This window comes from Streptomyces sp. NPDC040718, from assembly GCF_055593565.1.
Genome location: NZ_JBVIXO010000002.1, coordinates 100,018 through 113,706, shown reverse-complemented (window position 1 = coordinate 113,706; position 13,689 = coordinate 100,018). Strand labels below are relative to the sequence as shown.

13 protein-coding genes are annotated in these 13,689 nt (G+C 73.6%); 11 read left to right on the top strand and 2 right to left on the bottom strand.

Going from position 1 to position 13,689, the window contains the following annotated elements; genetic code table 11:
- Window positions 1-256 precede the first annotated feature (256 nt).
- Window positions 257-1,123 carry an HAD-IB family hydrolase gene (locus tag ACZ597_RS05765; protein WP_471325451.1) on the bottom strand — a complete coding sequence of 289 codons (867 nt, stop codon included), beginning with the start codon at window positions 1,121-1,123 and terminating at the stop codon, window positions 257-259.
- A 488-nt stretch (window positions 1,124-1,611) separates the two neighbouring features.
- On the opposite strand from ACZ597_RS05765, the gene ssd reads away from it, so the two are divergent.
- From ssd to ACZ597_RS05730, 7 genes are all read left to right on the top strand, one after another.
- Window positions 1,612-2,769: a septum site-determining protein Ssd gene (gene ssd, locus ACZ597_RS05760; RefSeq protein WP_471326748.1), complete on the top strand. Its 1,158-nt coding sequence runs from the start codon at window positions 1,612-1,614 to the stop codon at window positions 2,767-2,769.
- Window positions 2,766-3,914 (top strand): TadA family conjugal transfer-associated ATPase, encoded by a 1,149-nt coding sequence (locus ACZ597_RS05755; RefSeq protein ID WP_471325448.1) that lies wholly within the window; start codon window positions 2,766-2,768, stop codon window positions 3,912-3,914. Before ssd ends, ACZ597_RS05755 begins: the two co-directional genes overlap by 4 nt.
- Window positions 3,911-4,795, top strand: coding sequence for a type II secretion system F family protein (locus ACZ597_RS05750; protein ID WP_471325445.1), 885 nt, complete (start codon window positions 3,911-3,913; stop codon window positions 4,793-4,795). Before ACZ597_RS05755 ends, ACZ597_RS05750 begins: the two co-directional genes overlap by 4 nt.
- A complete protein-coding gene (locus ACZ597_RS05745; RefSeq protein WP_471325442.1) occupies window positions 4,795-5,490 on the top strand; it encodes a type II secretion system F family protein in 696 nt (231 codons plus the stop codon). The genes ACZ597_RS05750 and ACZ597_RS05745 overlap by 1 nt, the downstream gene beginning before the upstream one ends.
- A 71-nt stretch (window positions 5,491-5,561) precedes the next feature.
- Entirely contained in the window at window positions 5,562-5,759 is a 198-nt protein-coding gene (locus ACZ597_RS05740) for a DUF4244 domain-containing protein (protein WP_405980037.1), read from the top strand.
- Entirely contained in the window at window positions 5,746-6,123 is a 378-nt protein-coding gene (locus ACZ597_RS05735; RefSeq protein ID WP_471325438.1) for a TadE family type IV pilus minor pilin, read from the top strand. The genes ACZ597_RS05740 and ACZ597_RS05735 overlap by 14 nt, the downstream gene beginning before the upstream one ends.
- A complete protein-coding gene (locus ACZ597_RS05730; protein ID WP_471325436.1) occupies window positions 6,120-6,803 on the top strand; it encodes an Rv3654c family TadE-like protein in 684 nt (227 codons plus the stop codon). Before ACZ597_RS05735 ends, ACZ597_RS05730 begins: the two co-directional genes overlap by 4 nt.
- Here ACZ597_RS05730 and ACZ597_RS05725 read toward each other — a convergent pair.
- Window positions 6,775-9,222 (bottom strand): DEAD/DEAH box helicase, encoded by a 2,448-nt coding sequence (locus tag ACZ597_RS05725; protein WP_471325433.1) that lies wholly within the window; start codon window positions 9,220-9,222, stop codon window positions 6,775-6,777. The two genes, ACZ597_RS05730 and ACZ597_RS05725, sit on opposite strands and share 29 nt — an antisense overlap.
- A gap of 82 nt (window positions 9,223-9,304) precedes the next feature.
- Here ACZ597_RS05725 and bldG point away from each other — a divergent pair, with 82 nt between their 5' ends.
- From bldG to ACZ597_RS05705, 4 genes are all read left to right on the top strand, one after another.
- Window positions 9,305-9,646, top strand: a complete 342-nt coding sequence (bldG, locus tag ACZ597_RS05720; RefSeq protein ID WP_007264942.1) for an anti-sigma factor antagonist BldG — start codon at window positions 9,305-9,307, stop codon at window positions 9,644-9,646.
- A 104-nt stretch (window positions 9,647-9,750) separates the two neighbouring features.
- Window positions 9,751-10,191, top strand: coding sequence for an ATP-binding protein (locus ACZ597_RS05715; RefSeq protein ID WP_471325431.1), 441 nt, complete (start codon window positions 9,751-9,753; stop codon window positions 10,189-10,191).
- Window positions 10,192-10,468: 277 nt separating this feature from the next.
- Window positions 10,469-12,871 carry a sodium-translocating pyrophosphatase gene (locus ACZ597_RS05710; RefSeq protein ID WP_471325428.1) on the top strand — a complete coding sequence of 801 codons (2,403 nt, stop codon included), beginning with the start codon at window positions 10,469-10,471 and terminating at the stop codon, window positions 12,869-12,871.
- Between the two features lie 173 nt (window positions 12,872-13,044).
- Window positions 13,045-13,599, top strand: a complete 555-nt coding sequence (locus ACZ597_RS05705; RefSeq protein ID WP_471325426.1) for a small secreted protein — start codon at window positions 13,045-13,047, stop codon at window positions 13,597-13,599.
- The last annotated feature ends 90 nt before the right edge of the window (window positions 13,600-13,689 follow it).

Here is a 13,689-nt window from a genome sequence, read left to right as displayed (position 1 = left end):
GGTCCGTGGGCCTTACTGCGTTTTAAAGATGATCCTCTCGGATGTTCTTTGGTCTCGCGGGCCGTGACTCCTTTGTACTCCGCTTCGGTGCCGAGCGAAACCCCTGGCCGGATTCCTTTACTTTCCGGGGCGACCCAGGGCGAACCGGACATCCCGTATCGCCCCAGGTCGGGATGTGTCGACGAGGCATCGAAGGGGGGCGGGGCGCTGCCCGCGGGGATGCGGGCGGGGCGGGCGGAGGCCCGCCCCGGGAGCGTCAGGCGGAGGCGGAGGCGCCCGCGCGCCGGCGGCTGGCGTACCAGACGAGCCCGGCGGTGGCCGCTGCCGCGCTGACCGCCGCGACCGCGACGAGGGCGGGCCGCGCCGGCATCGACAGCCCGGGCAGGCGCTGCTTCAGCCGCACCGGCCGGTTGAACACCAGGACCGGCCACTCCCGCGCGGCTGCCTCGCGCCGCAGTGCGCGGTCGGGGTTTACGGCGTGCGGGTGCCCCACGGCCTCCAGCATCGGTACGTCGGTGATCGAGTCGCTGTACGCGTAGCACCGCGCGAGGTCGTACCCCTCGGACTCGGCGAGCTCGCGCACGGCCTCCGCCTTCGTGGGGCCGTAGGCGTAGTACTCGATCTCCCCGGTGAAGCAGCCGTCCTCGCCGACCACCATGCGGGTGGCCACGATCCGGTCCGCGCCGAGCATCTCCCCGATCGGCTCGACGACTTCGGCGCCGGAGCTCGACACGATCACCACGTCACGGCCGGCCGTGTGGTGGGCCTCGATGAGGGAAGCGGCCTCGTCGTAGATGATCGGGTCGATCAGGTCGTGCAGCGCTTCGGCGACGATCTCCCGGACCTGCTGGACGTTCCACCCCTTGCAGAGCGCGGAGAGGTACTCCCGCATCCGCTCCATCTGGTCGTGGTCGGCGCCGCCGGCCAGGAAGATGAACTGGGTGTAGGCGGTCCGCAGCACGGCGCGGCGGTTGATCAGGCCGCCCCGGTAGAAGGACTTGCTGAACGTCAGGGCGCTCGACTTCGCAATGACCGTCTTGTCCAGGTCGAAGAAGGCGGCGGTCCGAGGCAGCGAGTGCGGCAAGGGCTGATTTTCCACGACCCGAGCATATGCGCCCACCATTCGGCGTAAGGTGTGGCGCGTGGGTTTGCCTGAGAAGGCTCTCGGGTACACCATGGAAGTCACGGATCGTTCGCGACCGTGCTAACCCGGTCTGGCTCCTCCCCCCCCGAGTCGGACCGTGGGGACGACCCCCGCTCTCCCCCCCGGCGGGGGTCGTCGCATGTCCGGACGCGGTTCGCGTCCCCTTCACCCGGTCTGCGGCGACCATCATCTCGGCCTTCCTTCTCGACGGGCCCGCCTGGCGCAGGCCTTTACTCCTCCAGACTCGTAACGCTGCGTAGTGGTTCCGCAGCGCTGTGGAACTCACCTGATGGTGTGGCGAAGTTATTCACAGGCGCCTTCTTGTCCACAGTTTTCGAGCAAGATCCACTTCTTTTTCCGGATCCCTCCACCGTGATTCCAGCCGCGAAGTCCGCGGCTCGTGGATTTGCAGTGAGAAGGGGGCGGAGATCGTGGCTGGATCGAAGTCGTGTGAAGCGCAGGCACCCGTGGTGGCCGGTGGGGGTGGGGCCCGGGGCCGCGCCGGGGGCGCCGCGCCCGGTGGAGGGCGGCCGCTGATCATCACCGAGGACCCGCTGCTCCTCGACGACCTGCTGCGGCTGTGCGCCGCCGCGGGCGCCGAACCGCACGTGCACCACGCCGTGCCGGAACAGGGCGGAGCCGGTGGCGACGGAGGTGGCGGGGGCACCCCGGGGGTGCGGGGCACGGGATGGGATTCCGCACCCCTGGTGCTGGTCGGGGACGACGCCGCCCGCCGGGTGCGCGGAGCACCCCGCCGGGACGGCGTGTTCCTCGTCGGCCGGGACCTCGACGACCCCTCCGTGTGGCAGCGGGCCGTGGAGATCGGAGCCCAGGAGGTACTGCGCCTGCCCGACGCCGAGAGCCTGCTCGTCGACCGCATCGCCGATGTCGTGGAAGGCGCGGGACGGCCCGCCCTGGCCGTCGGGGTGATCGGCGGCAGCGGCGGGGCCGGGGCGTCCACCCTCGCCTGCGCGCTCGCCCTCCGGGCGGCCAAGGGCGGTGAGCGCACCATCCTCATCGACGCCGACCCGCTCGGCGGCGGCATGGACGTGCTGCTCGGCGGCGAGAGCGCCGAGGGGCTGCGGTGGCCCGACTTCGCCGCCTCCCGCGGCCGGGTCGGGGCCGGGGCGCTGGAGGAGTCCCTGCCCGAGCTGCACGCGCTGCGGGTGCTGAGCTGGGACCGCGGGGAGCGGGTGGTGGTGCCGCCCGCCGCGATGCGGTCGGTCGTGGCCGCCGCCCGCAGGCGGGGCGGGGTCGTGGTGGTCGACCTGCCCCGGCGGGTGGACGAGGCCGTGGCGGAGGTGCTGGCCCAGCTGGACCTCGTGCTGCTGGTGGTGCCGGGCGAGCTGCGGTCGGTGGCCGCGGCGGCGCGGGTGGCCGCCGGGGTGCGCATGGTGGCCCGGGACGTCCGCGTGGTCGTGCGGGGCCGCTGTCCCGACGGGCTCGACGCCGAAGCGGTGGCAGGGCTGCTGGGAGCGCCGCTCGCCGGGGAGGTACCGGTCGAGGTGGGGCTCCCGGGGAGGGTGGCCGAGGGGGAACCCCCGGGCGCGCGGGGCACGCTGGCCCGCTTCTGCGACGGCTTCTGGCGGCGGGCGCTCGGCTCCGCCCAGGGGGTGCCCGCATGAGCGCGGTGCTGCTGGACGCCGTGCGCCAGCACCTCGCCGAGAGCGGGGCCGAGCCCACGCCCGCCCGGGTCGCGGCGGCCCTGCGGGCACAGGGGCGGCTCCTCGGCGACGCGGAAGTGCTGGGCGTGGCAGCCGAGTTGCGGTCCGAGCTGGTGGGCGCGGGGCCGCTGGAGCCGCTGCTCGCCGACCCCGCCGTCACCGACGTCCTCGTGGCCGCCCCGGACCGGGTGTGGGTGGACCGGGGCGGCGGGCTGGAGCTGACCCCAGTGACCTTCGCCGACCCCGAGGCCGTGCGCAGGCTGGCCCAGCGGCTGGCCGCCGTCGCGGGACGGCGGCTGGACGACGCCCGGCCCTGGGTCGACGCCCGCCTGCCCGACGGCACCCGGCTGCACGCCGTGCTGCCTCCCGTGGCGGTCGGATCGGCGTGCCTGTCGCTGCGCGTGGTGCGGCCCAAGGCGTTCACGCTGGACGAGCTGGTCGCCGCCGGGACACTGCCGCCGGGCGGACAGCGCCTCCTGCGGGCGATGGTCGAGGCCCGGCTGTCGTTCCTCGTCTCCGGCGGGACCGGGACGGGGAAGACCACCCTGCTCAGCGCCCTGCTGGGGCTGGTCGGGCCGGGTGAGCGGATCGTGCTCGCCGAGGACTCCGCCGAGCTTCGCCCCGACCACCCCCATGTGGTGCGGCTGGAGACCCGGCCCGCGAACCAGGAGGGGGCCGGGCTGGTCACCCTCGCAGACCTGGTCCGCCAGGCCCTGCGGATGCGGCCCGACCGGCTGGTGGTCGGCGAGGTGCGGGGTGCGGAGGTGGCCGACCTGCTCGCCGCCCTGAACACCGGGCACGAAGGAGGCTGCGGCACGGTGCACGCCAATGCGGCGGGGCACGTGCCCGCCCGGCTGGAGGCGCTCGGGACGGCCGCCGGGCTCGACCGGGCCGCCCTCCACAGCCAGCTGGCGGCCGCTCTGACCCTGGTGGTCCACCTGGTCCGGGACCGGGCCGGTCGGCGGCGGGTGGCCGAGGTGCACGTGCTGGAGCGGGACCCGGCCGGGCTGGTGGTGACCGTGCCCGCACTGCGCTGGGGGCCGCGCTGCTTCGTGCGGGAGGCCGGCTGGGCGCGGCTCGCCCCGCTGCTGGGGAGCGCGCGGTGAACGCCGGGGCGCTCGGGTCGGTGCCGGTGTTCGCCGGGGTGCTCTGCGCCGGGGCGGCGGCCTGGGGGCTGGCCGGCGGCGAGCGGTCACCGCGGCGGGCCCGGCTGGTCCTGGCCGGGGGCGGACCGCTGGTTCCGGGCGGGCCGGCTCCCGGGCAGCGGCTGGCGGCCGCGCTGCGGGTACGGACCGCCCGGTGGCGGGAGTGGGCCGGCCTGGCGGCCGGGCTGCTGGTCGCCGTGGCCGGCGGGTCGCTGATCCCGCTGCTGCTCGGCGCGGCATCGGTGCCGCTGCTGCGGCGCTGGCTGCGGGCCAGGGCCCGGGAGCGGGCGCGCGCCGCCCGTGCGGCGGGGGTCGTGGAGCTGTGCGGGGCCGTCGTGGGGGAGCTGCGGGCCGGTGCCCAGCCGGGCAGGGCGCTGACCGTGGCGATACGGCGCACGGAGGCCGGTCCCGGCGGTCCGGGGGCGGCGGAGGCGGGGGTACTGGCCGCCGCCGCGTTCGGCGGGGACGTGGCCGGGGCCCTGCACCAGGCGGCGCGTGAGCCGGGGGCGCGCGGGCTGGCCGGGATGGCGGCCTGCTGGCGGGTCTCCGTCGACGGGGGAGCGGGCTTGGCGGCCGGACTCGACCGGCTGGAAGGGGCGTTGCGGGCCGAGCGGGACCGGGAGGAGTCGCTGCGGGCCCAGCTCGCGGGGGCCAGGTCCACGACGGTGGTGCTCGCGCTGCTGCCGCTGGTGGGCCTGCTCATGGGCACCGCGCTGGGAGCGGATCCTCTGCGGGTGCTGCTGCACTCCCCGGTCGGGTGGGGCTGCCTGCTGGCCGGCGGGCTGCTGGAGGCGCTGGGGCTGCTGTGGTGCCGGCGGATCGTACGCACGGGGGAGCGGTGATGGACGGTTCCGCGGTCCACAGGCTGGGGACGGCGTTGTGCGTGGCGGCGCTGGTGTGGTGGCCGGCCTCGGCGGTGCTGGCGAGGCTCGGTCGGCGGGTGGTCCGGCGCAGGACCGCGCTGCTCTTCCGGGCCGGGCCGGAGCGGCGGGGGCCGGTGTGGGGTCCGGAGGCACTCGTCGGGTCCGGCGCGGCGTCCTTGGTGCGGCGGCTGGTCGCGCGGGCCCGGCCGTCCAACGGGCCCGAACTGCGCGAGGCGGAGGTGCAGTTGCCGTTCGCGGCGGATCTCCTGGCGGCCTGCCTCGCGGCGGGGGCGGGGCCCGTGGAGGCGGCCGAGGTGGTCGGGGAGTCGCTGGGCGGCCCGGTGGGCGAGCGGCTGGCGCTCGCGGGTGCGGAGCTGCGCCTCGGCGGCGAACCGGGGTCCGCGTGGGGGAGGTTGGCGGAGATACCCGGTGCCCGGGGGCTGGCGGAGTGCCTGGAGCGCGCCGCGCGGACCGGGGCGCCGGCGGCGGAGCCGGTCTCCCGTCTGGCGGCGGCCCTGAGGGCGGACCGCTCCCGGCGGGCGGGCGCCCGGGCGCAACGGGCGGCGGTGCTCGTCACCGCTCCGGTGGGGCTGTGCTTCCTCCCCGCGTTCCTCGCGGTCGGGGTGGCGCCGGTGGTGATCGGAATGGCGTCGGGACTGCTGTCGCAGCGGTGACGCGCGCCGGGCGGGCCGCCGGAATCAAAAACTGAAATCAGATCAAGAACGTAATCCCACAGGAGGTTGTCATGAGGATCATCCGGATTCGGTTGCGGGCGGTACTGAAGGGGCGCGGGGGTGATGCGGGAATGTCGACTTCGGAATACGCCATGGGCACGATCGCGGCGTGTGCGTTCGCGGCGGTCCTGTACAAGGTGGTGACGAGCGACGTGGTGTCGGCGGCACTCCAGTCGACCATCGGGAAGGCACTCGATGTGCCCTTCTGAGCGAAAGCGGCCGGGAATCGGTGATCGCGGATATGTGACGGCCGAGGCCGCTGTGGTCATTCCGGCTCTGGTGCTGTTCGCGGCGCTGCTGGTGTGGGCGCTGATGGCGGCGGCCGCGCAGATCCGGTGTGTGGACGCCGCCCGGGCGGGTGCCCGGGCGGCGGCCCGGTCCGAGCCGGTGCAGGCGGCGGTGGCCGCGGCCCGGGAGGCCGCCCCGGAGGGGGCGGAGGTGGAGGTGGAGCGGTCCGGTGACCTGTGGCGGGTCCGGGTGGCCGCTCCGGCGCCGGGGCCGGGCGGGCTGCCGGTACGGCTCGGGGCGCGAGCGGTGGCTCTGGCGGAGGACAGCGTGGGGCCGCCGCCATGAGCGGGGTACGGGTCCGGGGGCCGCGCTCGTGGGGCCGTGAGCGGGACCGCGGGGTCGCGACGGTGTGGGCCACCGTGGTGGCCGCGGTGCTGGTGGCGGTGTTCGGGGGTGTGCTGCTGCTCGGGCAGGCGGTGGTGGCCCGCCACCGGGCGGGCGCGGCGGCCGATCTGGCGGCCCTGGCGGCGGCCGCGACCTGGGCGCACGGCCCCGAGCGGGCCTGTGGGGCGGCCCGGCGGGTGGCCGGGGCCCAGGGGGCGGTGCTGGCCGCCTGCGAGGTCGGCGGCGAGGTGGCCGAGGTCCGGGCCGGCGTCAGGGCCGGACCTTTCACCCCCGAGTCCGCCGCCCGGGCGGGGCCGCCGGTGGCCCCGCCTCCCGGGCCTCCCGGGCCTGCCGGGCCTGCGGGGCCTCCCGGGCCTGCCGGGCCTGCCGGGCCTGCCGGGCCTGCCGGGCCTGCCGGGCCTGCGGGGCCTGCGGGGCCTGCCGGACCTAAGGCCTCCGCCGGATCTGCGGGGTCTGCCGGGCCTGCGGGGCCTGCCGGAGAGCCTGCCGGTCCCTCCGGCCCCGGCGCCCCCTCCGGGTCGGCCGGGGGCGACGGAGAGCCCGGTGGGGAGCAGGCCCGTGCGCCCGCCGGGGAGCCGCTCCGGGAGGGGGTCAGGGGGCCGTGGAGAGGAGGCGGGTGAGGAGGCGTACGGCGCCGCGCTTGTGGAGGGGGTCGTTGCCGTTGCCGCACTTGGGGGACTGGATGCAGGAGGGGCAGCCCGCCTCGCACTCACAGGCGGCAATGGCGTCCCGGGTGGCGGTCAGCCAGGCCCTGGCCGTCCGGAAGCCCCGCTCCGCGAAGCCGGCGCCGCCCGGGTGGCCGTCGTACACGAAGACCGTGGGCAGCAGGGTGTCCGGATGCAGCGGGACGGAGACGCCGCCGATGTCCCAGCGGTCGCAGGTGGCGAACAGCGGGAGCAGGCCGATGGAGGCGTGCTCGGCGGCGTGCAGGGCGCCGCCGAGGATCTCCGGGCTGATCCGGGCTTCGTCCAGCTGGTCCTCGGTCACCGTCCACCACACGGCCCGGGTGCGCAGGGTTCGGGGCGGCAGGTCGAGCTTGGTCTCGCCGAGCACCTCGCCGGTGACCAGCTTGCGGCGCAGGTAGGAGACGACCTGGTTGGTGACCTCGACGGAGCCGAAGCAGAGCCGGGCCGCGCCCCAGGGGATCTCGGTCTCGGTCTCCAGGACGGAGATGGAGGTGGTGTCGCGCGCGGTGGTGGAGAAGGGCGGGTTCGCCTCCTCGACCAGGGCGGCGGAGTCTTCCAGGTCCAGGTGTTTCACCAGGTAGGTGCGGCCCTGGTGGAGGTGGACGGCGCCGTCGTGGACGGCGGTGTGCGAGGCGGATTCGTCGACGGTGCCCAGCAGCCGGCCGGTGGAGGCCTCCACGATCTGCACCGGGCGGCCCCCGCCGCCGCGGATGTCGGTCAGGTCCGAGGCCCGCTCGCGGCGGGTCCAGTGCCAGGCCGTGGCCCGGCGCCGCAGCAGTTTCGCCGCCTCCAGCTGGGGCATGAGGCCGCGCGCGGCGGGGCCGAAGAGGTCCAGGTCGGCTTCGGTCAGGGGCAGCTCGGCGGCGGCTGCGCACAGGTGCGGGACCAGGACGTACGGGTTGTCGGGGTCGAGGACGGTGGCTTCCACCGGCTGGCGGAACAGGGCCTCCGGGTGGTGGACCAGGTAGGTGTCCAGCGGGTCGTCCCGGGCGACCAGGATGGCCAGGGCGCCCTGCCCCGAGCGTCCGGCGCGCCCGGCCTGCTGCCACAGCGAGGCCCGCGTGCCCGGGTAGCCGGTGATCAGCACGGCGTCCAGGCCGGACACGTCCACGCCCAGTTCCAGGGCGGTGGTCGCGGCCAGTCCCAGCAGCTCCCCGGAGTGCAGGGCCCGCTCCAGGGCCCGCCGCTCCTCGGGCAGGTAGCCGCCCCGGTAGGCGGCGACACGCCCGGGCAGGGACCGGTCCACCGCCGCGAGCCGCTCCTTGGCGATCACGGAGATCAGCTCGGCTCCGCGCCTGGAGCGGACGAAGGCAACGGTCCGCACGCCCTGTACGACCAGGTCGGTCAGCAGGTCGGCGGTCTCGGCGGTGGCGGTCCGGCGCACCGGGGCGCCCTTCTCGCCCCTGAGGTCGGTCAGCGGCGGCTCCCACAGGGCGAAGACGACCTCGCCGCGCGGGGAGGCGTCGTCGGTGATCTCTGTGACCGGTACGCCGGTCAGCCGGGACGCGGCGGCCGCGGGGTCGCTGGCGGTTGCGGAGGCCAGCAGGAAGACGGGTTCGGAGCCGTAGCGGGCGCACAGCCGGCGCAGCCGCCGCAGTACCTGGGCGACGTGGGAGCCGAACACCCCGCGGTAGCTGTGGCACTCGTCGATGACCACGTAGCGCAGGGCCTTCAGGAAGGAGGACCAGCGGGGATGGGAGGGCAGGATCCCCCGGTGCAGCATGTCGGGGTTGGTCAGCACGTAGTTGGCGTACTGGCGCACCCACTCGCGTTCCTCGACGGGGGTGTCCCCGTCGTACACGGCCGGGCGCACGGCGTTCTTGAGGGGTGCGGCCAGCTCCCGGACGGCCCGCCGCTGGTCGGCGGCCAGAGCCTTGGTCGGAGCCAGGTAGAGGGCCGTCGCACCCCGCCCGTTCGGTGCCTCGGCGCCGTCCGCGAGGGCGGACAGCACGGGGGCCAGGTAGGCCAGCGACTTCCCGGAGGCGGTTCCGGTGGCGACGACCACGGACTCGCCGTCCAGGGCGTGCTCGGCGGCCGCGGCCTGGTGTTCCCACGGATGGTCGATCCCCGCCTCGCGGATCGCGGCTACGACATCCGTTCGGATGCGATGGGGCCAGACCGCATGACGGCCCTCCCGAGGGGGCAAGTGCTCCGTATGGGTGATGCGCGCAGCCCGGGAAGGCCCCCGTGACAGGCGCTCCAGGACCGTGCCGGGAGCGGGTCGTGGATCGGCGGGTGCCGTGGGTGGACCGGGGCGGTGAGTGTTGGCCATTGGAACCGAGTGTGTCACTGGCGTGCGGGACAATGGTCCCAAGGCGTCGTGCGCGCCTGCCGGTAAGTGATTGAATGCCATCGCGGCAGCCGATCCCCTCCCCTACCTTCGGGTGGGGAGGCCCCTGGGGGGCGCCGCTCGATAGCAAGGTGCTGGAGGATCCGTGGACCTGTCCCTGTCGACTCGCACTGTCGGCGACCGCACGGTCGTAGAGGTTGGTGGCGAGATTGATGTGTATACCGCGCCCAAGCTGCGCGAGCAGTTGGTGGAGTTGGTGAACGACGGCAGCTACCACCTGGTCGTCGACATGGAGCGAGTGGACTTCCTCGACTCCACCGGCCTCGGTGTGCTCGTGGGAGGCCTCAAGCGCGTCCGCGCGCACGAGGGCTCGCTGCGTCTGGTCTGCAACCAGGAGCGCATCCTGAAGATCTTCCGGATCACCGGTCTGACCAAGGTGTTCCCGATCCACACCTCGGTGGAGGACGCCGTCCAGGCCACCGACTGACGTACGGCTCCTGATACCGAGGGAGCCGTCGAGGAACGGGGGTACCGGGCCATGGTTGGTCCGGGCCCCTGTCAAGGCACGCCCGTAGTCCGAGGGGGACGCACATGGCCACCGTTGAACTGCGCTTCAGCGCCCAGCCCGAACACGTTCGGACGGCCCGCCTCGTCGCGGCCGCCGTGGCGCGCCGGGCGGGGGTGGAGGAGGCCGTCCTCGACGAGGTCCGCCTCGCCGTGGGCGAGGCCTGTTCGCGTGCCGTCGGACTGCACCGCAGCAACGGCCTGACCGCGCCCGTGCGCGTCGTGCTGACCGAGGAGGAGAAGTCGTTCTCCATCGAGGTCGGCGACGAGGTGCCCGGGCCGGCCGGCGGTTCCGCCGAGTCGGTGCCGGGCATCGCCGCCGTCCTCGACCCGGACGTGGACGGGGAGGACGAGATGGGGCTCGCGGTGATCAGCGGGCTGGTCGACGACGTCTCGGTGACCAGTGGGGAATCGGGCGGGACGATCCGGATGAGCTGGCCCGTCGCCGCGGCCCCCGAGCTTCCGTAGCACCCTCCCAGCCCTATTTTCCGATCTTCGTCAATTCCTCGGATCTTTACCAAGGCCCTGCTGAGCAGGGCCTTTTTCGTTTCCCCGGGAAATCTTCTAGATCGCTGATCGATCGTCAATGCCTTTGCCCCATTACTTCTTTCGGGGGTAATGGAGTGACGTGATCTATTGCTGAGGAGCAAGAGCGCGCCAATTCCGTTTCACGCGCACTGTTTTGATCAGGTCGCGCTCCCTACAATCCGTCCACATCTTGAGCTCATCACGTCAAGGAGGACGAATGACGGGGCTCTTCACCCCCATCGCTCCGGATCGCGCCCATGATCTGGCAGCCGCAGTACTCACCGATGACAACCGCGTCATCGTGTTCGTCATCGCGGGAGTCGCGCTGGCCGCGCTCGTCGTCGCGCAGATCCTGGTCCGCCAGGTCCTCGCCGCCGATGAGGGCACCGACAGCATGAAGAAGATCGCGGCAGCCGTCCAGGAAGGCGCCAACGCCTATCTCGGCCGCCAGTTGCGCACCCTCGGCATCTTCGCCGTGGTGGTCTTCTTCCTGCTCTTCCTGCTCCCCGCCGACGACTGGACGCAGCGGGCGGGACGTTCCGCCTTCTTCCTCGTCGGCGCCATCTTCTCGGCCGCCACCGGCTACATCGGCATGCGCCTCGCGGTCCGCGCCAACGTCCGCGTCGCCGCGGCCGCCCGCGAGGCCACCCCCGCCGAGGGCGAACCCGCCAAGGACCTGACCGACGTGGCCCACAAGGCCATGAAGATCGCCTTCCGCACCGGTGGCGTCGTCGGCATGTTCACGGTCGGCCTGGGCCTGCTCGGCGCCTCCTGCGTCGTCCTGGTCTACGCCGCCGACGCCCCCAAGGTCCTGGAGGGCTTCGGCCTCGGCGCCGCCCTGATCGCGATGTTCATGCGCGTGGGCGGCGGCATCTTCACCAAGGCCGCCGACGTCGGCGCCGACCTGGTCGGCAAGGTCGAGCAGGGCATTCCGGAGGACGATCCGCGCAATGCCGCGACCATCGCCGACAATGTGGGCGACAACGTCGGCGACTGCGCGGGGATGGCGGCCGACCTCTTCGAGTCCTACGCCGTCACCCTCGTGGCCGCGCTCATCCTCGGCAAGGCCGCCTTCGGCGACCTGGGCCTGGCCTTCCCGCTGATCGTGCCCGCCATCGGTGTGATCACCGCCATGATCGGCATCTTCGCGGTCGCGCCGCGCCGGTCCGACCGCAGTGGCATGACCGCGATCAACCGCGGCTTCTTCATCTCCGCCGTGATCTCCCTCGTGCTCGTCGCGATCGCGGTCTACAGCTACCTGCCGGCCACCTACAAGGAGCTCGTCGGCGTCGAGGACGCCGCGATCTCCAACCACGCCGGGGACCCGCGCATCCTCGCCGTGGTCGCCGTCGCCATCGGCATCGTGCTCGCGGCCCTGATCCAGCAGCTGACGGGCTACTTCACCGAGACCAACCGCCGTCCCGTCCGGGACATCGGCAAGTCCTCGCTGACCGGTCCCGCCACCGTGATCCTCGCGGGCATCTCCGTCGGCCTGGAGTCCGCCGTCTACACGGCGCTCCTCATCGGCCTCGGGGTCTACGGGGCCTTCCTGCTCGGCGGCACGTCGATCATGCTGGCGCTGTTCGCGGTCGCCCTGGCCGGCACCGGCCTGCTGACCACCGTCGGCGTCATCGTCGCGATGGACACCTTCGGCCCCGTCTCCGACAACGCCCAGGGCATCGCCGAGATGTCCGGCGACGTCGAGGGCGCCGGAGCCCAGGTCCTCACCGACCTGGACGCGGTCGGCAACACCACCAAGGCCATCACCAAGGGCATCGCCATCGCCACCGCCGTCCTGGCCGCCGCCGCGCTCTTCGGCTCGTACAACGACGCCATCACGGGCGCGGTCAAGGAAGTCGGCGCCAAGGCCGGGGAGATGAACCTCAGCCTCGACATCGCCCAGCCCAACAACCTGGTCGGCCTGATCCTGGGCGCGGCGGTGGTGTTCCTGTTCTCGGGCCTGGCCATCAACGCCGTGTCCCGCTCCGCGGGGGCCGTCGTCTACGAGGTGCGCCGCCAGTTCCGCGAGCACCCGGGGATCATGGACTACTCGGAGAAGCCCGAGTACGGCCGCGTGGTCGACATCTGCACCAAGGACGCGCTGCGGGAGCTCGCCACGCCCGGCCTGCTCGCCGTGCTCACCCCGATCGCGGTCGGCTTCACCCTCGGCGTCGGCGCGCTCGGCTCCTTCCTGGCGGGTGCCATCGGCACCGGCACCCTGATGGCGGTCTTCCTCGCCAACTCCGGGGGTGCGTGGGACAACGCGAAGAAGCTGGTCGAGGACGGCCACCACGGCGGCAAGGGCAGCGAGGCCCACGCCGCGGTCGTCATCGGCGACACCGTCGGGGACCCGTTCAAGGACACCGCCGGACCGGCCATCAACCCGCTGCTGAAGGTCATGAACCTGGTGGCCCTGCTGATCGCCCCCGCGGTCGTGCAGTTCAGCTACGGCCCGGACACCAGCGCGGCCGTGCGGGCCGTCGTCGCGGTGGTCGCGCTCACGGTGATCGTCGGCGCGGTGTACGTCTCCAAGCGCCGCGGCATCGCCGTCGGCGAGGACGGCGGGAGCACGAACGCGGAGCGGGTGGCCCAGCCGGCCGATCCGGCGGTGGTCTCCTGACGCTCCAGGGCCCCTGAGCCCGGCTCCCGCGGCCCCCGCGGACCGACCGGCTCGAAGATGCGCCCGAACGGCGGACGGGCGGCGCGGACTGACGCGTCGTCTGTCCGCCTTTGTGCGTGCGCTGATGGCGGGCGTGTATCTTCCGGCCGAGAGCCTTCGAAGGGACCAATCCGGTGAACAAGAAGCTTGCGGCCGCGGTGTCCGGCGGTGCGGTACTGATGCTCGTCCTGTCCGGCTGCGGCGACGGCGGGGACGACGGCGACAAGAAGGCCGACGCCTGGGCCAAGAAGGTCTGCGACAAGTGGGAGCCAGAGCTCACCAAGATCAAGACGACCAACGACGAGCTGAAGCGCGTCGCCTCCACGAGCAGCAAGCCCGAGGAGGTGCAGAAGACCGACTCTGCCGCCTTCCAGACCCTCTCCGACGCCTACAAGAGCATGGGCGGCACCCTGACGGCGGAGGGTGAACCACCCGTCAAGGACGGCAAGGCCGCGGCGGATTCCGTGGTCAAGAGCTACGGGGAGATCTCCAAGAGCTACACCGATCTCAAGACGAAGATCGACGGGCTCGACCCGAAGGACCAGAGCAAGTTCGCGGAGGGCCTCCAGGGGATCGCCGGCGGACTCACCGAGGTCGCGGCCAACGAGACGGCGGCCAAGGAGAAGCTCAACTCGACCGGCCTGAAGGTGATCTACAGCCAGAAGGGCTGCCAGGTCACGGCGCCCTAGGAGGACTGACCTCCGCGTTCCAAGCGCCCCGCGCCCCGCCCGGTCCGGGCGGCCGGGATCCCGATCGGATCCGGCCGCCCGTCGCGCGCC

Excerpts from the sequence above, each read along its gene's own strand:
- ACZ597_RS05765 (WP_471325451.1), bottom strand. The coding sequence starts at position 1,123 with ATGGTGGGCGCATATGCTCGGGTCGTGGAAAATCAGCCCTTGCCGCAC.
- ACZ597_RS05755 (WP_471325448.1), top strand. The coding sequence starts at position 2,766 with ATGAGCGCGGTGCTGCTGGACGCCGTGCGCCAGCACCTCGCCGAGAGC.
- ACZ597_RS05745 (WP_471325442.1), top strand. The coding sequence starts at position 4,795 with ATGGACGGTTCCGCGGTCCACAGGCTGGGGACGGCGTTGTGCGTGGCG.
- ACZ597_RS05740 (WP_405980037.1), top strand. The coding sequence starts at position 5,562 with ATGAGGATCATCCGGATTCGGTTGCGGGCGGTACTGAAGGGGCGCGGG.
- ACZ597_RS05735 (WP_471325438.1), top strand. The coding sequence starts at position 5,746 with ATGTGCCCTTCTGAGCGAAAGCGGCCGGGAATCGGTGATCGCGGATAT.
- ACZ597_RS05730 (WP_471325436.1), top strand. The coding sequence starts at position 6,120 with ATGAGCGGGGTACGGGTCCGGGGGCCGCGCTCGTGGGGCCGTGAGCGG.
- ACZ597_RS05725 (WP_471325433.1), bottom strand. The coding sequence starts at position 9,222 with ATGGCATTCAATCACTTACCGGCAGGCGCGCACGACGCCTTGGGACCA.
- ACZ597_RS05715 (WP_471325431.1), top strand. The coding sequence starts at position 9,751 with ATGGCCACCGTTGAACTGCGCTTCAGCGCCCAGCCCGAACACGTTCGG.
- ACZ597_RS05710 (WP_471325428.1), top strand. The coding sequence starts at position 10,469 with ATGACGGGGCTCTTCACCCCCATCGCTCCGGATCGCGCCCATGATCTG.